The organism is Mesorhizobium cantuariense (genome assembly GCF_042647205.1).
Lineage (GTDB): Bacteria > Pseudomonadota > Alphaproteobacteria > Rhizobiales > Rhizobiaceae > Mesorhizobium > Mesorhizobium cantuariense.
Genome location: NZ_JBHRVD010000001.1, coordinates 6,148,088 through 6,166,005, shown reverse-complemented (window position 1 = coordinate 6,166,005; position 17,918 = coordinate 6,148,088). Strand labels below are relative to the sequence as shown.

Here is a 17,918-nt window from a genome sequence, read left to right as displayed (position 1 = left end):
TTAGCCGAAGCTCCGTTGACTTAGAAGCCTTGAAACAGCATGTCGAGCGCGGTGACAATCTCGTCATGGTGTCTGGAAAGGTTTCCCTCTGGATCCGGCAATTCAGAGGCAGCGAAGGCTGACATAAACTGTGTGACCATCACATGATCTTTGCCGTTTATGGCGAAGGTCGGGTTTAGTCGGCGGCCAGGAACCGGGGCTATCTTGGGCGGCATCAAAGGAATGACGACCCTCGTGCTCAGCCCTTCAAGAAGGTCTGACTGTACATCGAGAAGATAACCGCCGCCCCCGGCATTCCTATAGAAATCGTAACGTGCCATCAGAACGGCCGGTGTTTGGCCAATGGCAGTCCGTTGCGTCTGACATATTCATTGGAGCTTTCGATGGCTTCCTTGTTTTCTTCCTGCCATCGACGCGTTTTTTCTGCCGAGATTGCTTTGGCAATGCCCTCTTCGGCGGCGCGTGAGATATTGATGCCCAACGCTTTGGCGTCGCTGATCAACTGAGAGTCGATGGACGTATTCACAGATTGTCGCTGAGGTTTTGGCGTCGATTGAAGCATAGAGATCGCCTCCTTTTATGCGCATAATGTAGGCGCATAAAAGCCCGCATGCAATCCTTCACCCCTCCATCTCTTCGCGCAACATCTCCAGCTCCAGCCACTCTTCTTCAAGCGCAGCCAGCGTCGCGCGCTCCTTGTCGAGGGCGGCGATGGTTTTCTGGAACGAGGCCGGGTCGCGCTCGTAATAGGCGGGATCGGCGATGTTGTTCTCAAGCCTCGAGATTGATGCCATCACAGCTTCGATTTTCTTGGGTAGCGATTCCAGCGCGAATTTCTGCTTGAACGACAGTTTCTTCGCCGGCCCCTTTGGCGCAGCCGCTTCACTTTTGGTCGTCACTGGCGCTTCGCCGTTTTCGGCCTTCGCGCGCGCCTTGCGGTCGTCCAGCCTAGTGCCGCCGCGCTGCGCCAGCATGTCGGAATAGCCGCCGGCATATTCGATCCAGCGGCCAGCGCCGTCGGGCGCGATGATGCTGGTCACGGTGCGGTCGAGGAAATCGCGGTCGTGGCTGACCAGGATGACGGTGCCGGCAAAGCCGGCAACCAGTTCTTGCAGCAGCTCCAGCGTCTCCATGTCGAGATCGTTGGTCGGCTCATCGAGCACCAGAAGGTTTGCCGGCCGCGCCAGCACGCGCGCCAGCAGCAGGCGTGCCCGTTCGCCGCCGGAAAGCTCGCGTACCGGCGTGCGCGCCTGTTCCGGCTTGAACAGGAAATCCTTCATGTAGGAGACGACATGGCGCTGCTCGCCATTGATGACGAGATTTTCGCCGCGCCCGTCGGTGAGATACTGCGCCAGCGTCTCTTGCGGGTCGACCGCCTCGCGCTTCTGGTCGAGCGTGGCGATCTCCAGATTGGTGCCGAGCCGTATCGAACCGGCGTCGGGCTTCATCTCGCCGGTCAGCATCTTCAAGAGCGTCGTCTTGCCGGCGCCGTTCGGCCCGACCAGGCCAACCCGATCGCCGCGCTGGATGCGGGTCGAAAACCCCTTGACGACAGTGAGATCGCCAAAGTTCTTCTCGATGTTCTTGGCCTCGATCACCAGCTTGCCGGATTCGGCGGCGTCGCTCGCCACCATGGTCGCCGACCCTTCGGCGCCGCGATGGCCGCGGAAACGCTGGCGCATGGTCTGCAATTCGCCGAGACGGCGCATGTTGCGCTTGCGTCGCGCCGTCACGCCGTAGCGCAGCCAATGCTCCTCACGCACGATCTGACGGCCGAGCTTGTGCTGCTCGCGCTCTTCTTCTTCCAGCACAAGGTCGCGCCATTCCTCGAAATGGCCAAAGCCCTTGTCCAGCCTGCGGGTCTGGCCGCGATCGAGCCAGATGGTGGCGCGCGACACGCGCTCGAGAAAGCGACGATCGTGCGAGATGACGACGAGTGCCGAGGAGGTTCGGCTAAGCTCCTCTTCCAGCCATTCGATCACCGAGAGGTCGAGATGGTTGGTCGGCTCATCTAGCAGCAGAATGTCGGGCTCCGGCGCCATGACGCGGGCAAGGGCGGCGCGCCTCGCTTCGCCGCCCGACAGGTCGTTCGGACGCTCCTCACCCGACAGGCCGAGATGCTCCATCAGATAGCTGGCGCGGTAGGGATCGTCAGCAGGGCCAAGCCCCGCCTCGACATACGCGCGGACACTGGCAAAACCCTCCATGTCGGGCATCTGCGGCAAATAGCGGACGGTTGCCGAGGGCTGGCGGAACACCTCGCCGTCCTGCGGCTCGATCAGGCCGGCGGCGATCTTCAGCAGCGTCGACTTGCCCGAACCGTTGCGGCCGACCAGCGCGATCTTGTCGCCGGCCGACGCCGTCAAGGCGGCACCATCGAGCAGCGGCGTGCCACCGAAGGTCAGTTTTATCCCGTCGAGGTTGAGAAGGGGCGGGGCCATATCAGCTTTCAGGTAAGGGATAGGGATAGGGATGAGCGAGCAGCATCGCGCTGCCATGGTCCAGCGCGATTTCGAGGTGGCCTTTGACCTCGTTGGAAATGGTCAGCGACGAGCCGAATGCCACCTTGACGTGATCGAGCGGCCATTTGGCGCCGGTGACGGTCAGGCCAGCAAGCTCGGAAAAGCCGAGCACCGAAAACAGCGTGCCGTCGGCATAGTCGAAGCCAGCCTTTCCATGCAGCAACGGGACGCCTTCCTGGGCGCCGCTGGTCAGGAGCACATCAGTCCCGGCCTCGGCCAGCCGCAGGGCAAGCGCCAGATGCAGGAAAGCGTGGTCGGCGCGCTTGCCGCCGAAAGCACCGGCGAGCACCAGGCTGGTCGCACCGCGCTCGAGTGCCGCGGCGATTGCCAGTTCGCCATCGGTCTGGTCCTTTTCCGCCGGGAAAGTCCGGCGGGGGACAGTGGCGAGATCATCCGGCAGATTGGCGGGCACAGAATCGAAATCACCCACCCACAGTTCCGGGACAAGGCCCAGCAACCGCGCATGGCCGATGCCGGCGTCGGCGGCGATGACGCGGGAGCCTTCGACCTGGCGGTCGAGTCGTGGCGTGCGATTGAGATCGCCGCCAAGCAGGATGGTGAATGTGCTCATATCGTGTGGCCCTTACCAGCCCGGCACCGGAAACGGAAGGCGGCAAACTCCCACTTGCGTGGGGGATCGGCCCGGCCTATGTGTCGAAACGCTCTAACGGGGTGCCGGACGCGATCTTCGCGGACCGGCTGAGAGGCAATCTCGCCAACCCGCTGAACCTGATCCGGTTTGTACCGGCGGAGGGATTAGACGTTTCGGACAGTCCGACGCCTCAATTCCTTTTAATTCGAACGAAGGAGGCGCCGATGCGCACGCTTTTATACGCTCTTGTCTCAGCAATGGCCGTGGTCCTGTCCGGACCGGCCTTGGCCAAGGACAAACTCACCGTCTACACCTATGAGAGCTTTACCGCCGACTGGGGTCCGGGTCCCGTGGTGAAGAAGGAATTCGAGGCCGAATGCGGCTGTGATGTCGAGTTCGTCTCGGTCGCCGATGGCGTCGCGTTGCTCAACCGGGTCAGGCTGGAAGGGGCATCGACCAAGGCCGATATCGTGCTCGGCCTCGACACCAATCTCACCGCCGATGCCAAGGCGTCAGGCCTGTTCGCGCCGCATGGCGGGGTATCCGACATAAATGTGCCGGGTGGCTGGAGCGACGACACTTTTGTGCCTTTCGACTACGGCTATTTCGCCGTCGTTTACGACACCGAAAAGATGAAGACGCCGCCGAAAAGCCTGAAAGAGCTGGTCGAAGGAAGTGCCGACGACAAGATCGTCATCCAGGATCCGCGCACCTCGACGCCGGGCCTCGGCCTGCTTCTGTGGGTCAAGTCGGTCTATGGCGACAAGGCGCCGGAGGCCTGGGCCAAACTCAAGGCGAAGGTGCTGACCGTGACGCCGGGCTGGAGCGAGGCCTATGGGCTGTTCACCAAGGGCGAGGCGCCGATGGTGCTGTCCTACACGACGTCGCCGGCCTATCACATGGTCGCCGAGAAGACAGAGCGCTACCAGGCAGCGTCGTTCGAGGAGGGCGAGTATCTGCAGATCGAGGTGGCGGGTATCACCACGACGGGGGCCAAGAATCCGCTGGCGGCAAAGTTCATGGCCTTCATGACAGGCCCGAAATTCCAGGACGCGATCCCCGAGACCAACTGGATGTTCCCGGCAGGCAAGACCGACAAGCCGCTCAACCCGGCCTTCGACAAACTGGTTAAGCCGACCAAGACCTTGCTGTTCAGCCCCGAAGAGGTCGCCGCCAACCGCAAGGCCTGGGTGGATGAATGGCTGGCGGTGATGAGCAAGTAGGCAGCGCGATGGCGCCGGCGCATTCCACGGATTCCCGCGTCGGCGCTGGCATCATGGCGCTCGCCGCAATCGCGCTGGTGATCTGCGGCGCGTTTGCTGGCCTGCTTTTCGAGGGCGCTCACGATCTTTCCGGCGCCTGGGCGGCCTTCGACCCCTATCTGCTGCGCGTCATGCGCTTCACGCTCTGGCAAGCAGCGCTGTCGACGTTGCTTTCCGTCGGCCCGGCGCTGTTGGTGGCGCGCGCTCTGTCGCGGCATCCACGCTTCCTTGGCCGCGCCTTCATCCTGCAACTCTTCGCCGTACCGTTGGCGCTGCCGGCCATCGTCGCGGCGCTCGGCATCCTGGCGCTTTATGGCCGTGCCGGCTATTTCGCCGGCGTGTTCTCGGTGATCGGCGGCGGAAGCTGGCCGGGCATCTATGGCCTGTCCGGTATTCTCGTCGCCCATGTCTTCTTCAATCTGCCGTTGGCGACGCGACTGTTCCTCGAGGTGCTGCAGACCATACCGACCGACCAATGGCGCCTGGCGAGCCAGCTCGGCATGGCGGCGCCGCCGGCGTTCCGGCTGATCGAATGGCCGACGCTGCGTGCGGCATTGCCGGGAGTCGCCGGGCTGGTCTTCATGCTCTGCATCACATCCTTCACGATCGTGCTGATACTGGGCGGCGGGCCGGCCGCGACGACGCTGGAGGTCGGCATCTACCAGGCGCTGCGCTTCGATTTCGATCCCGCACGCGCGGTGACGCTGACGCTGCTGCAGATCGCCTTGACCTTTATCGTGGTGCTGGCGCTGACGCGGCTTGGCGCCAATGTGGTCGGCGACACCAACCTGCCGGTCGCGCAACGCCGCTATCTCTCAGTCGGCGGGATCGAGACCTGGCTGAACGCCATGCTCATCGTCTTGGCGCTGCTGTTCGTCGTCGGGCCGATGGCGGCGACGGTGGTTGCCGGGTTGGGTGCCGATCTCAGCCGGCTGGCCGGTGAGGCCACTGTCAGGCAGGCGACGCTGACCAGCGTGGTGCTCGCCTTCCTGTCGGCGCTGCTCTCGGTGACGCTGTCGCTGGCGCTGACCATGGCGCGGCGGGCACTGGCGCTAAACCGCCGTGCCGGCGCAAAGACACTGCTCGAACACGCCTCCGATACCGGCGCCGGTTTTGTGCTGGTCGTGCCGCCGATCGTCGTCGGCGCCGGCTGGTTCCTGTTGCTGCGCCATACCGGCGATGTCTTCGCCATTGCCCCGGTCATGGTCGTCACCGTCAATGCGGTGATGGCGATGCCGTTTGCCTTGCGCGCCGTCCGTCCCGCCTATGATGCGGCGAGCGAGCGTCACGAACGGCTCTGTGCACAGCTCGGCATTGCGGGCTGGAACCGGCTGATGCTGGTCGACTGGCCGTCGCTGCGGCGCCCCCTCGCAACTGCCTTCGCCTTTGCCATGGCGCTGTCGCTCGGCGATCTCGGCGTCATTGCCTTGTTCGGCAGTGATTCCGTGCAGACGTTGCCGTACCTTCTCCTGGCGCGGATGGGCAGCTACCGTACCGAGGACGCCGCCGGCCTGGCATTGCTGCTCGGCCTCATCTGCCTCGCGTTGATCGTGGCGGCGCACTGGCTGGGAAGGGAGAAGGTCCGGGATGCGTGACGGGGCGGCCAGCAGGCTTGAAAAGGGTGCACCGGTGCGGCTGGACAAGGTGTCGTTCAGCTATGGCGAAGCGCCGCTCGTCTTCAACGTCGATTTCGCCGCGGCGAAGATCACCGCCATCATGGGGCCGAGCGGTTCGGGCAAGTCGACGCTGCTCAATCTGGTCGCCGGGTTTGAGACCCCACAGTCGGGCCGCGTGCTGATCGGTGGGGTCGATGTCAGCGCCGAGCCAGCCTCAGTGCGGCCGGTGTCGATGGTGTTCCAGGAAAACAATCTGTTTGCGCATCTTTCCGTCGAGCAGAATGTCGGGCTCGGTCGCTCGCCATCCTTGCGGCTGACGGAAGCGGACCGCGCCGCGATCGCCGGGGCCCTTGCGCGCACCGGTCTTGCTGGCAAGGAACGACGCTTGCCGCGCGAACTCTCGGGCGGGGAACGCCAGCGCGTCGCGCTGGCTCGGGTGCTGGTGCGTGACCGGCCGGTGCTGCTGCTCGACGAACCCTTCGCTTCGCTCGGTCCGGCGCTGCGCGACGACATGCTGGATCTGGTCGCCGCCGTTCATGCCGAGCGGGGCATGACGGTGCTGTTCGTCACCCATCAGCCGGAAGACGCCCGTCGCATCGGCGAACACATGGTGTTTTTGGACAATGGGTTGGTTGCCGCAACCGGCAAGGTGGATGATTTCTTTGCCGGGGCTGGTCCGGAAGCGTTCCGGCGCTATATCGGCGCGGGTGCCGGGGATGCCGTATCACGAGATGTTGCCCGAAAGCGGACATAATTTACGGCCAAACCGGCTCCAGGCGATGTGGCGTTTGCTTGCCATGACTGGAGGAGTGTGGCTAGGTCCGCCCTACTGGTCCGGCACAGGACGTGATTTGCCTGCAGTATCCGCCGCCCGCCCCAAGGGCGTGCAACGGATACTGCAGCAGTTTGAGATAGCGCATGACACGTTCCGAAGATCGCCCCCGATTTTCGTGGTCATGCGCCGGGACCCGAAAGGAAGCCGTTCTGGCGATCGGCGCTAACAAATTACGAATGAATCCCCTGGCGCGCTTTCTCGCGCTGGCAGGCTTTGCCGTGGCGCTGGCGAGCTGCCAGATGTTCACGCCGCCGGCGGTTCAGGAATCCGGCTTCCAGCCTTCCGACAGGCCGATCACCGTCGACAATGTCGGCGCCAACAACAAGCTCGCCGAATTGGCGAAAGCGCAGCATCCGCGCATCCTGGCGACTTATGGCGGCGAATATTCCGATCCCAAGCTCGAGCGCATGGTCGCCAAGGTGGTCGGCAATCTGACGGTGGTCTCGGCCAACCCGACGCAGACCTATCGCATCACCATCCTGAATTCGCCCAACGTCAACGCCTTCGCGCTGCCGGGCGGCTATCTCTACATCACGCGCGGCCTGTTGGCGCTGGCCAATGATTCGGCCGAGCTTGCCGCTGTCATCGCGCATGAGATGGGCCACGTCACCGCCAATCACGGCCTGCAGCGCCAGCAGCTGGAGGCCGAGGAAGGCCTGGCGACCAAGGTGGTTTCCGACGTGCTCGGCGACAGCCCGACCGCCAAGGCGGCGCTGATCCGCGGCAAGCTGAGGCTCGCGCAGTTCTCGCGCAACCAGGAGCTGGAAGCCGACGCCATCGGCATCAAATCGATCGGCGAAGCCGGTTACGATCCTTTTGCCGCCGGCCGCTTCCTGCAGTCGATGTCGGCCTATACCGATTTCCGTTCGATCAGCGGCGCCACCGATGCCAGCCTCGACTTCCTGGCCACGCACCCTAACACGCCGCAGCGCATCGACCTGGCGCAGCGCCACGCCCGCCAGTTCGGCGCGCCAGGCTTCGGCACGCGCGACCGCGATTCCTTCCTCGCCGGCATAGACGGCCTGCTCTATGGCGACACGCCCGAGGAAGGCTATGTGCGCGGCGAAACCTTCCTGCATCCGGGCCTCGGCGTGTCCTTCTCGGTGCCGCAGGGCTTCATCATCGACAATTCGGCGGCGGCCGTGACCGCAACCGGCCCCGGCGACATGGCGATCCGCTTCGACGGCGTTTCGATCGACAAGAACCGCGCGCTCACCGACTATATCCGCAGCGGCTGGGTGGCCGGTCTCGACGACAGCACCGTCAAGCAGGAGACCATCAACGGCAATGAGGCGGCGACCGCGCATGCCGGCGCCGAAGGCTGGCAGTTCGACATTGCCGTGATCCGTGCCGGCGGCCAGGTCTACCGGCTGCTGACCGCGGCACCTTCGGCCAGTACCACGCTGGACACCGTGGCGCGTTCGGTGAGCGGCTCGTTCCGGATCCTCAGTGCTGCCGAGAAGGCGGCTCTGAAGCCGCTGCATATCCGCGTCGTCACCGTTCAGCCGGGGCAGACGATGGGTTCGCTCTCGGCCCAGATGGTCGGCGTCGACCGCAAGCTTGATCTGTTCCGCGTGCTCAACGCACTGTCGCCGGGTGCCGCGGTTTCGGCCGGCGACAAGGTCAAGATCGTCACTGACAAGTAAGAGCCTGGACGGTTGTTGCGGATCAGGCGGCAGTCGCCATGAACTCCGGGTTCTGCTTCACCAACGCGACCTTTAGCTTTTCCATGGCGCGGGCCTCGATCTGGCGGACGCGTTCCTTGGAAATGCCGAGCGTCTCGCCGAGCGCTTCGAGTGTCGCGCCCTCGTCATTCAGCCGGCGTTCCTCGATGATCCTCAGCTCCCGTGCGTTGAGTGCGCGAAGCGCTTCCCGCAGCCAGAGCGAGCGCCGCGCGACATCGATCTTGTCGCCGACAATCTCGTCGGGCAAAGGATCGTCCGAGACCAGGAAATCCATGCGCTCGGTCGAGCCCGCATCGTCGGCAACCGGCATGTTGAGCGAGGAGTCGGGCGCCGACAGCCGCGAATCCATCATCGCGACGTCTGCTTCGGAGACGCCGAGTGCCTCCGAGACTTCGCGATAGAGGGTTGCATTGGACAGCGGCTCCGCGCCATTCGCCAGCCGCGCGCGCAGGCGTCGCAGGTTGAAGAACAGCGCCTTCTGCGCCGAACTGGTGCCGCCGCGCACGATCGACCAGTTGCGCAGGATGTAGTCCTGCATCGAGGCGCGGATCCACCACGTCGCATAGGTCGAGAACCGCACCTCGCGCTCCGGCTCGAAGCGGGCGGCGGCTTCGAGCAGGCCGACATGACCCTCCTGGATCAGATCGCCAAGCGGCAGGCCGTAGTGGCGGAATTTCGAGGCCATGGAAATGACCAGCCGCATATGAGCGACGGTGATGCTGTGCAGCGCGTTCTGGTCGTTGTCTTCCTTCCAAAGCAATGCCAACCGATGTTCTTCGTCACGTTCGAGGTAGGGAGCTCTCATTGCCGCGCGGACCATGATCCGTCCTGCCGTGTCTTCCATCATGAGGCGCTCCTGGCGATGGGGATGACTTTGTAAACATGGCTGGCGCCCGGGTTGAAATGGCGGCGTCGTGCCCTAGAACAGCCAAAACTGCTATGCGCGAGAAAGGTTCCGCGACCGTGGTGGCGGGATTGTGTTGCCCGAGGGATTGCAAGGATGATCCGCGATGGTCCCTATCGCGGCTGAAAGACGCTATTTCGAGAATCTGATTTCAGAAACTGGTTGTTTTTGAAATTCTGTTCCTTATTTTTTCGACCTGCATCTGTCAGTTTCCAGCGCTCACAACATGCCGGACAGCCGGCCAAGGACGGGATCACAGAAAAATGAAATGGCTCAAGTCGCTCATTATCGCCGGAACGCTGCAGGTCCTGGCTGTCACCGCTGGCCATGCCGGCGCCAATCTCGACCAGATCAAGCATGCCGGGGTCATCAAGGTCGGCACGGAAGGCACCTATGCGCCATTCACCTACCATGACACGTCCGGCGCACTGGTCGGCTTCGACGTCGAAATCGCCAAGGCGATCGCCGACAAGCTCGGCGTCGAGGTCGAATTCCTCGAAGGCAAGTGGGACGGGCTGATCGCCGGCCTCGACGCCAATCGCTATGACGCCGTCATCAACGAAGTCGGCATCACCGACGCCCGCAAGGCCAAGTACGACTTCTCCGATCCCTACATCGCCTCCAAGGCGGTGCTGATCGTGCGCGGCGACAACACCGACATCAAGAGCTTCGCCGATCTCAAGGGCAAGAAGTCGGCACAATCGCTGACCTCGAATTTCGGCAAGCTGGCCGAAACGAACGGCGCCGAGCTCGTCGGCACCGATGGCTTCGATCAGTCGATTCAGCTGCTTTTGACCGGCCGTGCCGACGCCACCATCAATGACAGCCTGTCATTCCTCGACTTCAAGAAGCACAAGCCCGACGCCAATGTGAAGATCGCCGCGCAAGAGGAAAACGCCGACTATTCCGGCGTCATCGTGCGCAAGGGCGATCCGGAACTGGTCGCGGCGATCAACAAGGCGCTGGCCGAGATCAAGGCCGACGGCACCTACAAGAAGATCGCCGACACCTATTTCGGCCAGGACGTTTCGAAGTAATCTAGTGAGGTGGGTCGGTATCCGGCCCATGAGACATATTGAGACATATCAAGCGGCGAGCCGTCTTTGACGGCCCGCCGCTTTTGTCGTGATATGCCTGACGCATTCGCGCCTTGACGAAGCCGCCGCTACCATCTGGAGGGTCTTACGTGCCGCACTGGCTGCAACTGATGCTGGAGTCGCTGCCTTCGCTGTTGTGGGCGGCGCTGATCTTCACCGTGCCGCTGACGCTGTTGTCCTTCGCTCTTGGCTTGACGGTCGGCCTCGGTGCCGCGCTCGCCCGGCTGTTCGGCCCCAAGCCGCTGGTCGCGCTGGTGCGCTTCTATGTCTGGATCTTCCGCGGCACGCCGCTTTTGGTGCAGCTGTTCCTGATCTTCTACGGCCTGCCGTCGGTCGGCATCCTGCTTGACGCCTTCACAGCGGCGTTGATCGGCTTCACGCTCAACATCGGCGCCTACACGTCGGAAATCATCCGCGCGGCAATAGGCTCGGTGCCGAAAGGCCAGTGGGAGGCCGCCTATTCGATCGGCATGACCTGGAGCCAGGCGATGCGGCGCACCATCCTGCCGCAAGCCGGCCGGGTCGCGGTGCCGCCGCTCTCCAACACCTTCATCTCGCTGGTTAAGGATACGTCGCTGGCCGCCGCCATCACCGTGCCGGAGATGTTCCAGGCGGCGCAGCGCATCGTCGCCACCACCTATGAGCCGCTGATCCTCTATGTCGAGGCGGCGATCCTCTATCTGGCGATGAGCTCGGTGCTGTCGGCCTTGCAGACACGGCTGGAAGAACGGCTTAACCGCTATGGCGGCTTCCTGGAGGCGCGCTCATGATCGGCCTCAGCAACATCGAAAAGCGCTTCGGCGACAATCTCGTGCTGAAGGGTGTGACAGTCACCATTGCCGAAGGCAGCGTCACGGCGCTGGTCGGCCCTTCGGGCAGCGGGAAAAGCACGCTGCTGCGCTGCATCAACCTGTTGGAGATCCCGACCTCAGGCACGGTACGCATCGGCGACGAGACGCTTGAATTCCACCCCGGCGGCAGGGTTCCTGCCAGGGATATCCAGCGCCTGCGGCTGCAGACAGGCATGGTGTTCCAGAACTTCCAGCTGTTTCCGCATCGCACCGCGATCGAGAATGTCATGGAAGGGCTGGTGACGGTGCTGAAATGGTCGCCTGAGAGGGCACGCGAGCGGGCGCTCGCTCTGCTGGAGAAGGTCGGCATGGCGCACAAGACCGACGCCTGGCCAGCGACCCTGTCGGGAGGCCAGCAGCAGCGCGTGGCGATCGCCCGCGCCTTGGCGCCGTCGCCAAAGGTGCTGCTCTGCGACGAGCCGACCTCGGCGCTCGACCCGGAACTGGCGCAGGAGGTGGTCGACGTGCTGGGCAAGCTCGCCAGCGAAGGCACGACCATGGTGATGGCGACGCATGATCTGCGCCTCGCCTCCAAGATCGCGCAGGAAGTGGTGTTCCTGGATGCCGGCGTCATCGTCGAGAAAGGGCCGGCCGCGGTGCTGTTCAACAATCCGGAGCAGCAGCGGACGAAGCGGTTCATTGCGACGCTGAAGCAGGAGGCGGAGAAGGAAGGCGGGAGCTGAGCCTCTACCTCCCCCTTGTGGGGAGGTCGGACCGAAGGTCCGGGCGGGGGTCGGCGCCGCCCCCACCCCGCTGCTTCGCAGCGACCCTCCCCACAAAAGGGGGAGGGTAAAAGCAAAAAACCCGGCGCGAGGCCGGGTTTTTCATGAATTCAAAGGCGAAAAGCTCAGGCAGCTTCTTCCTGCTCGGCTTCCTCATTGTCGGCCTTCGCGCCACGCTTAGGGCCCTTGTTGAGGTTGACCTCGATCAGGCGCACGGCTTCGGTTTCCGACATGCGGTTGACGGCCGCGATCTCGCGGGCCATGCGGTCGAGCGCCGCCTCATAGAGCTGACGCTCGGAATAGGACTGCTCCGGCTGGTTGTCGGCGCGGTAGAGGTCGCGCACAACTTCCGAGATCGAGATCAGGTCGCCGGAATTGATCTTCGCATCATATTCCTGGGCACGGCGCGACCACATGGTGCGCTTGACGCGGGCGCGGCCCTGCACGACCTTCAGCGCGCGCTCGACATAATCCTCTTCCGACAGCTTGCGCATGCCGATGGAGGTCGCCTTGGCGACCGGCACCTTCAGACGCATCTTGTCCTTCGAGAAGTCGATGACGAACAGTTCCAGCTTGTGTCCAGCAACTTCCTGCTCGTCGATCGAGATGATCTGGCCGACGCCGTGCGCCGGATAGACGATGTACTCGCCGGTCTTGAAACCGTGACGCGCAGCGGTGGACTTCTTCTGCGGGGTGATCGTTGCCATTGCGCCCTGAACTCCTTGTTGTGGTACCGGCGTCCTGCCGGCCCGAACTCGCGCGATCGGGGAAACCGATCGTTAGCCGCACAACAGATGAACCCATCGGAAAAGCTAGACCGGCAAACGCAATATTGCGACCGCCTGGCCCAGATCACTCTGGTCCGGATGGGATTTTCACCTTTCAGTGATTTGGGGCGTCTGCGCCATAAATCGACGTTGTGTCACCGGCATGTTTCGCTGATGTAACACAAAAAGTCGGAAGAATCAAGGTTTTGCTGCATAAGCGAAGGCCACAGGTTAGCGCCGCCTGTCAAGGCGGTTAATGTGACGTGCCTCTTACCCCACGTAATACCGGCCTTTGCGGCCGTGTTGTCAATCGCCTTCGCCAGGCTCTGCGGAGAAGTATTTCTCGAACTTGCCGGCCTCGCCGTCGAAGGATTTGGCGTCTGCCGGAGGCTCCTTCTTGGCGGTGATGTTGGGCCATTTATCGGCGTATTCGGTGTTGACCTGCAGCCATTTGTCGAGGCCGGACTCGGTGTCGGGCTTGATCGCGTCGGCCGGGCATTCCGGCTCGCAGACACCACAGTCGATGCATTCGTCGGGATGGATGACGAGCATGTTCTCGCCTTCGTAGAAACAGTCGACCGGACAGACCTCGATGCAGTCCATGTATTTGCATTTGATGCAATTGTCGGTCACGACATAGGTCATCGGTCGGCTCCGGGACGTCCCATTTTGTTGGGCTTTTTCCGTCAGGTAACGCCTTTATCGGCCGCTTGCAAGGGTAGCCATTGCGGGCGGTGCCGGTGTTTCCGGAATGGAATTCCAGACGGCAGGCCAGGCGGGAGTCAGTCATGTCCCGCAAAGCGTCTTGTTTGCCGGGTTCAGTTTTTGCCCCAGGCGTTTCGTTGGCCCAAAACCGCTGCATGTTTTTGGACGCCAGGCATCAATCTTCGCCGAGCAATCGGTCGGTCTGGCGACGTTCCTTCTTGGTCGGGCGGCCGCTGCCGGCCTCGCGCAGCGCAGGAATTGCATCTGCAGGGGCTTGGCCCTTCGGTGTGGGCGGTGGCGACATATCCTCGTAGAGCGTGCGGGCCTCCTCGGCCGGACCTCGTCGCACCCCGGCGCCGAGCACCTTCCAGACGAAGATGCGGCGCTCGAGCGTGATGGTCAACACGTCGCCAGGTTTGACCTGATCGGAGGCCTGCGCTGCTTTGTCGCGATTGATGCGCACGCGACCGGCGACCACCAGCTTCGCCGCCAGCGAACGCGATTTCACGGCGCGCGAGAAAAACAGCCATTTGTCGATACGCTGGCGGCCTTCGACGACCATCGAAGCGAGCCGGGTCTACTTCTTCAGTTGGTCGCGCAACGCGGCGAGCTTGGCAAAGGGCGAGTCCGGATCGAAGCGCACCGGGCGCTCCTCGCGTGGCTTCGGCTGGAAAGCGGGCTTTCCGCCTTGCGGACCTCCCTTGCCATCCGGCCTGCCGCCCTTCCAGTCGGGCCGGCCTTCGCGGCGATCGGGACGCTCGCCTTGCGGCCGGCCGTCACGCCGCTGTTCGCCTTCGGCCTGCGGCTTGGGCTTGAACTTCGAGCGGTCGAAGCGCGGCTTGCCGGCACCGTCACGTCGGCCTTCCTGGGCCGGACGTTCACCTGGCGTGGCTGCGGCCGGTGCGCCGGCGGCATCCGCAGGCGCATCGCTTCGGCCGCGCGCTTGTCCGTTGCGCGGGCGATTGTTCCTGCGGTTGTCGTCGCGGTTGCGCGGGCGCTGTTCGAATCGGCCCTGACGCCACAACAGGATGGGTTTTGGCGCTTCGGCTTCCGGAGCGGGTTCGCCGACGGCTGCTTCAGCCACCGCTGCAGGTTCGTCCGGCGTGATGTCCGTTGCGGGCTCGGCATCTGATACCGGCTCGGCCGGTTCGGCTTCTTTTGCTTCTGCCGCTGCGGCTTCAATCTCGGCAGTTTCAGCCTCTGCCTGCGGTTCAACCGGCGCCGGTTCGGCGGCCTCGGCCGCAATCTCGGCTACCGGCGCTTCGTCCTGCGCGGTTTCGACCGGAGCGTTCGTCTGTTCTTCCGCAGCAGGTTCTGCTGCAGCGTCGGCGATGCTTTCGGCGGGAATTTCGGCCGCGGTTTCCGAAACGGCCACTGAGTCCGATGCCGGCTCCGACCCTTCGACCGCTGCCTCCGCGGCCGCATCGGTTGCCGCGGCTTCCGCCGCTTTGGCCTGCTCGGCTTTTGCAGCCTCTTCCGCCGCCAGCTTGGCCGCCGCCGCTTCGCGGGCGGCATTGTCCTGTGCTTCGAGCCGCGCCTTGACCTCGACTGCCGGCTTCGGCTCGGCACGGTAGCCGAGACCCTTGAGGATCTCTTCCATGTCGTCGGCGGTGGCGCCAAGGATCGACATCATCGGCGGCGTCACCATGAAGGACTGGCCATCATAGGCGCCGTCCGGACGTTGGCCGAGGCCGGGCTTCCAGTTGGTCGCCGGACGGATCAGATCGGCCAGCCGCTCAAGAATGTCGATGCGCACGGCGCGGCGGCCGAGATTGCGGTAGCCGGCGAGCTTGTAGAAGGTCTTGTCGAAGGCCGGATCGATGACCACAGAGGTGCGGCCGGATGCGAGCGCGTGAACCACGTCGCCAAAGCCTGGCTTATCCTTGCCGTCATTCTTCAGCGCCCACAGCAGCGTCACCAGCCCGGCAGGCGCCGGCTTGATCAGCGCCGGCACGAAGACATGGTAGGCGCCGAAGCGCACGCCAAGCCGGCGAAGGGCAGCGCGGCCTTCCTGGTCGAGCGACTTCATCTCCTCGGCGATGTCGCGGCGGTTGATGAGGCCGAAATTCTCGACCAGCTGGAAAGCGATGCCACGACCGATGCCGGAAATCTGGTCGGCATTCTTCAGGTCGACCAGCGACTTCAGCAGCGATTCGATCTGGAAATTGACGAAACGTTCGGCGCGCGCGGCGACCTTGTCGCGCGCCGGGCCGGTCAGTTGTTCGTCGGCCAGCAGCACCAGGCGCGGCTTCAGCGCGTCTTCACCTGAGACCAGCGTGCCGATCGGCGCGCCGATCCAGCGCAGCGTGCCATCCGAGCCGAGCGCGATGTCGCCATTGGCCGAGGCGCCGAAGCGTTCGGCGCGTGCCTCGAATTCGGCGGCCAGCGCCTTCTGGGCAGCGGTGCGCACCGCCTTGGCGTCTTCGCCACCGGCGGTCTGGTCGGCGGTGAAGCGGAACCCTTGCAACTCGCCGACATGGTGGCCTTCGACAAGGACGGTTCCGGTAGGACTAATTTCGGCTTCAGGCATGGTATTTTCTCTAAGGCGCCGCATGAGGACGGAAGTCCTGCGGTCTACGAAGCGTTTCGTCAACCGCTCATGCAGCGCATCCGACAATCTGTCTTCGATTTCGCGCGTCTTTTCCTGCCAGTGTGCCTGATCGGCCAGCCAGCCAGGCCGGTTCGACACGAATGTCCAGGTGCGGATCTGGGCAATGCGATGCGACAGCGTGTCGATATCGCCCTCTGTGGTGTCGGCGCGACGCACCTGCTCGGCCATGTAATTCTCGTCGACATGGCCGTGGCGTGCGAGGTCCGTGTAGATCGAGGCAATGAGGTCGGCGTGCTGGGCCGGCGCGATCTTGCGGTAGTCGGGCAGCGCGCAGGCTTCCCACAGCAGTGCCACGCGTTTGGCGTTGGTGGCAAGCGCGCGGATGTCCTCGTCGCGCGACAGATGCTCAAGCGCCTGTGCGTCGACCGCAGGCAGCGCGCGCGTCAGCCCCTCGACCGGGGCGTTGGTTTCGATCGAGCGCTTCAGCGCATCGAGGCTGGCGAAGTCGAAATGCGCGGTGCGCCACTGCAGCACCTTCACCGGGTCGAAATCGTGGCCTTCGATCTTCTTGACCAGATCCTCGTCCAGCGGGTCGACCTGGCCGGTGACGCCGAAGGTACCGTCGCGCAGATGCCGGCCGGCGCGGCCGGCGATCTGGCCAAGCTCGGCCGCCGTCAGGTTGCGATACTGGAAGCCGTCGAACTTGCGGTTCTGGGCGAAGGCGACGTGATCGAGATCGAGGTTGAGCCCCATGCCGATGGCGTCGGTGGCGATGAGATAGTCGACATCGCCCGACTGGAACAGCGCCACCTGGGCGTTGCGGGTGCGCGGGCTGAGCGCGCCGAGCACGACGGCGGCGCCGCCCTGCTGGCGGCGGATGAGTTCCGCGATGGCGTAGACCTCGTCGGCCGAGAAGGCGACGATCGCCGTGCGCCGTGGCAGGCGGGTCAGCTTCTTGGAGCCGGCATAGGCAAGATGCGACAGCCTCGGCCGCGTCACCACCGAGACACCCCTCAGCAGACGCTGCAGGATGCCGTGCATGGTGGCGGCACCCAGCAGCAGCGTTTCCTGACGGCCGCGCAGATGCAGGATGCGGTCGGTGAAGATGTGGCCGCGCTCGAGGTCGCCGGCCAGCTGCACCTCGTCGATAGCGACGAAGGCGGCGTCGGTCTCGCGCGGCATGGCCTCGACGGTGCAGACCGAATATTTGGCGCCTGCCGGCTGAATCTTTTCCTCGCCGGTGATCAGCGCGACCTTGTGGGCGCCGACCTTTTCGCAGACACGGGCATAGACCTCACGCGCCAGCAGCCTGAGCGGCAGGCCGATGATGCCGCTCTCATGCGCCACCATGCGCTCGATGGCGAGATGGGTCTTGCCGGTGTTGGTCGGCCCAAGCACGGCGGTCACGTCGCGGCCCGACAGGATCAGCGGCTCGGTGTGTTTGGGCTGGATGTTCATTAACCTAGAATAAGGCTTCTGGGACCTGGAAATAAGGCTTTCTGGCCTCTGGTTGTCGGGAGCGTGCCTCAAGTGGCGCGTATGACAGGCGACACATAGGGATTTCGGGCGCGAAGCGAAAGCGGAATATTCCGCCTGTAGGTCGAAGTCGTGCGTGTCAAGCTCCAGATCGTGTGCGGATTGACAGTTGGAACGAGTCTGGAACGAATCAGCGACGAATCAGTGACTCGACCAGATTCAGCTTTTGTTCACGGCTACATGTGGATTTTGCGACCGGGAGTCGCACCACATGCTGAATCGCTGAACTGGCCCGTTTCATGCTAGGCGAGCGTTGCCGTTAACCTTTGCCGA

The 17,918-nt window shown here is 63.7% G+C and carries 16 protein-coding genes and 1 riboswitch; of the genes, 7 read left to right on the top strand and 9 right to left on the bottom strand.

What is annotated here, in order from left to right:
- Positions 1-20: 20 nt before the first annotated feature.
- Genes ACFOJ9_RS30120 through ACFOJ9_RS30105 form a run of 4 tightly spaced genes read right to left on the bottom strand, consistent with a single transcriptional unit; the run spans position 21 to position 3,093 of the window.
- On the bottom strand, positions 21-320 hold the full coding sequence (locus tag ACFOJ9_RS30120) for a CcdB family protein (protein ID WP_378984441.1): 300 nt from the start codon (positions 318-320) through the stop codon (positions 21-23).
- A complete protein-coding gene (locus ACFOJ9_RS30115) occupies positions 320-562 on the bottom strand; it encodes a type II toxin-antitoxin system CcdA family antitoxin (protein WP_378984439.1) in 243 nt (80 codons plus the stop codon). Before ACFOJ9_RS30115 ends, ACFOJ9_RS30120 begins: the two co-directional genes overlap by 1 nt.
- Before the next feature lie 58 nt (positions 563-620).
- Complete coding sequence (locus ACFOJ9_RS30110; RefSeq protein ID WP_378984437.1) at positions 621-2,441, bottom strand: ABC-F family ATP-binding cassette domain-containing protein; 1,821 nt, start codon at positions 2,439-2,441, stop codon at positions 621-623.
- Between the two features lies 1 nt (position 2,442).
- On the bottom strand, positions 2,443-3,093 hold the full coding sequence (locus tag ACFOJ9_RS30105) for a thiamine diphosphokinase (protein WP_378984434.1): 651 nt from the start codon (positions 3,091-3,093) through the stop codon (positions 2,443-2,445).
- Between the two features lie 87 nt (positions 3,094-3,180).
- Positions 3,181-3,295: riboswitch (TPP riboswitch) on the top strand.
- Between the two features lie 43 nt (positions 3,296-3,338).
- Between ACFOJ9_RS30105 and thiB the strand changes: the two genes are divergently transcribed.
- The 4 genes from thiB (at position 3,339) to ACFOJ9_RS30085 (ending at position 8,473) form a co-directional block, all read left to right on the top strand.
- Positions 3,339-4,337: a thiamine ABC transporter substrate binding subunit gene (thiB, locus tag ACFOJ9_RS30100; protein ID WP_378984432.1), complete on the top strand. Its 999-nt coding sequence runs from the start codon at positions 3,339-3,341 to the stop codon at positions 4,335-4,337.
- An 8-nt stretch (positions 4,338-4,345) separates the two neighbouring features.
- A complete protein-coding gene (gene thiP / locus ACFOJ9_RS30095) occupies positions 4,346-5,971 on the top strand; it encodes a thiamine/thiamine pyrophosphate ABC transporter permease (RefSeq protein WP_378988136.1) in 1,626 nt (541 codons plus the stop codon).
- On the top strand, positions 5,964-6,746 hold the full coding sequence (gene thiQ, locus ACFOJ9_RS30090) for a thiamine ABC transporter ATP-binding protein (RefSeq protein ID WP_378984429.1): 783 nt from the start codon (positions 5,964-5,966) through the stop codon (positions 6,744-6,746). Before thiP ends, thiQ begins: the two co-directional genes overlap by 8 nt.
- A 257-nt stretch (positions 6,747-7,003) precedes the next feature.
- A complete protein-coding gene (locus ACFOJ9_RS30085) occupies positions 7,004-8,473 on the top strand; it encodes a M48 family metalloprotease (protein WP_378984427.1) in 1,470 nt (489 codons plus the stop codon).
- A gap of 22 nt (positions 8,474-8,495) precedes the next feature.
- Here the strand turns inward: ACFOJ9_RS30085 and ACFOJ9_RS30080 are convergent, their stop codons facing one another.
- Positions 8,496-9,359: an RNA polymerase factor sigma-32 gene (locus tag ACFOJ9_RS30080; RefSeq protein WP_378984424.1), complete on the bottom strand. Its 864-nt coding sequence runs from the start codon at positions 9,357-9,359 to the stop codon at positions 8,496-8,498.
- 320 nt (positions 9,360-9,679) lie between these two features.
- Here ACFOJ9_RS30080 and ACFOJ9_RS30075 point away from each other — a divergent pair, with 320 nt between their 5' ends.
- The 3 genes from ACFOJ9_RS30075 to ACFOJ9_RS30065 all read left to right on the top strand — a co-directional run bounded on the left by ACFOJ9_RS30075 (position 9,680) and on the right by ACFOJ9_RS30065 (position 12,047).
- On the top strand, positions 9,680-10,453 hold the full coding sequence (locus tag ACFOJ9_RS30075; RefSeq protein WP_378984421.1) for an amino acid ABC transporter substrate-binding protein: 774 nt from the start codon (positions 9,680-9,682) through the stop codon (positions 10,451-10,453).
- Between the two features lie 149 nt (positions 10,454-10,602).
- Complete coding sequence (locus ACFOJ9_RS30070; RefSeq protein ID WP_378984416.1) at positions 10,603-11,283, top strand: amino acid ABC transporter permease; 681 nt, start codon at positions 10,603-10,605, stop codon at positions 11,281-11,283.
- On the top strand, positions 11,280-12,047 hold the full coding sequence (locus ACFOJ9_RS30065) for an amino acid ABC transporter ATP-binding protein (protein WP_378984411.1): 768 nt from the start codon (positions 11,280-11,282) through the stop codon (positions 12,045-12,047). The genes ACFOJ9_RS30070 and ACFOJ9_RS30065 overlap by 4 nt, the downstream gene beginning before the upstream one ends.
- A gap of 164 nt (positions 12,048-12,211) precedes the next feature.
- Here ACFOJ9_RS30065 and ACFOJ9_RS30060 read toward each other — a convergent pair whose 3' ends face one another.
- The 4 genes from ACFOJ9_RS30060 to ACFOJ9_RS30045 all read right to left on the bottom strand — a co-directional run bounded on the left by ACFOJ9_RS30060 (position 12,212) and on the right by ACFOJ9_RS30045 (position 17,567).
- Entirely contained in the window at positions 12,212-12,793 is a 582-nt protein-coding gene (locus tag ACFOJ9_RS30060) for a CarD family transcriptional regulator (protein ID WP_378984409.1), read from the bottom strand.
- 366 nt (positions 12,794-13,159) lie between these two features.
- The gene (fdxA, locus tag ACFOJ9_RS30055) at positions 13,160-13,498 is read right to left on the bottom strand and encodes a ferredoxin FdxA (RefSeq protein ID WP_378984406.1); all 339 of its coding nucleotides are present in this window, start codon (positions 13,496-13,498) and stop codon (positions 13,160-13,162) included.
- Between the two features lie 235 nt (positions 13,499-13,733).
- Positions 13,734-14,120 carry an RNA-binding S4 domain-containing protein gene (locus ACFOJ9_RS30050; RefSeq protein WP_378984404.1) on the bottom strand — a complete coding sequence of 129 codons (387 nt, stop codon included), beginning with the start codon at positions 14,118-14,120 and terminating at the stop codon, positions 13,734-13,736.
- Positions 14,121-14,135: 15 nt separating this feature from the next.
- Complete coding sequence (locus tag ACFOJ9_RS30045) at positions 14,136-17,567, bottom strand: helicase-related protein (protein WP_378984401.1); 3,432 nt, start codon at positions 17,565-17,567, stop codon at positions 14,136-14,138.
- Positions 17,568-17,918 lie beyond the last annotated feature (351 nt).

Bases quoted from the DNA above. Each gene is read 5' to 3' on its own strand.
- ACFOJ9_RS30120 (WP_378984441.1), bottom strand. From the start codon at position 320: ATGGCACGTTACGATTTCTATAGGAATGCCGGGGGCGGCGGTTATCTT.
- ACFOJ9_RS30115 (WP_378984439.1), bottom strand. From the start codon at position 562: ATGCTTCAATCGACGCCAAAACCTCAGCGACAATCTGTGAATACGTCC.
- ACFOJ9_RS30110 (WP_378984437.1), bottom strand. From the start codon at position 2,441: ATGGCCCCGCCCCTTCTCAACCTCGACGGGATAAAACTGACCTTCGGT.
- ACFOJ9_RS30105 (WP_378984434.1), bottom strand. From the start codon at position 3,093: ATGAGCACATTCACCATCCTGCTTGGCGGCGATCTCAATCGCACGCCA.
- thiB (WP_378984432.1), top strand. From the start codon at position 3,339: ATGCGCACGCTTTTATACGCTCTTGTCTCAGCAATGGCCGTGGTCCTG.
- thiP (WP_378988136.1), top strand. From the start codon at position 4,346: ATGGCGCCGGCGCATTCCACGGATTCCCGCGTCGGCGCTGGCATCATG.
- thiQ (WP_378984429.1), top strand. From the start codon at position 5,964: ATGCGTGACGGGGCGGCCAGCAGGCTTGAAAAGGGTGCACCGGTGCGG.
- ACFOJ9_RS30085 (WP_378984427.1), top strand. From the start codon at position 7,004: ATGAATCCCCTGGCGCGCTTTCTCGCGCTGGCAGGCTTTGCCGTGGCG.
- ACFOJ9_RS30080 (WP_378984424.1), bottom strand. From the start codon at position 9,359: ATGATGGAAGACACGGCAGGACGGATCATGGTCCGCGCGGCAATGAGA.
- ACFOJ9_RS30075 (WP_378984421.1), top strand. From the start codon at position 9,680: ATGAAATGGCTCAAGTCGCTCATTATCGCCGGAACGCTGCAGGTCCTG.
- ACFOJ9_RS30065 (WP_378984411.1), top strand. From the start codon at position 11,280: ATGATCGGCCTCAGCAACATCGAAAAGCGCTTCGGCGACAATCTCGTG.
- ACFOJ9_RS30060 (WP_378984409.1), bottom strand. From the start codon at position 12,793: ATGGCAACGATCACCCCGCAGAAGAAGTCCACCGCTGCGCGTCACGGT.
- fdxA (WP_378984406.1), bottom strand. From the start codon at position 13,498: ATGACCTATGTCGTGACCGACAATTGCATCAAATGCAAATACATGGAC.
- ACFOJ9_RS30050 (WP_378984404.1), bottom strand. From the start codon at position 14,120: ATGGTCGTCGAAGGCCGCCAGCGTATCGACAAATGGCTGTTTTTCTCG.
- ACFOJ9_RS30045 (WP_378984401.1), bottom strand. From the start codon at position 17,567: ATGAACATCCAGCCCAAACACACCGAGCCGCTGATCCTGTCGGGCCGC.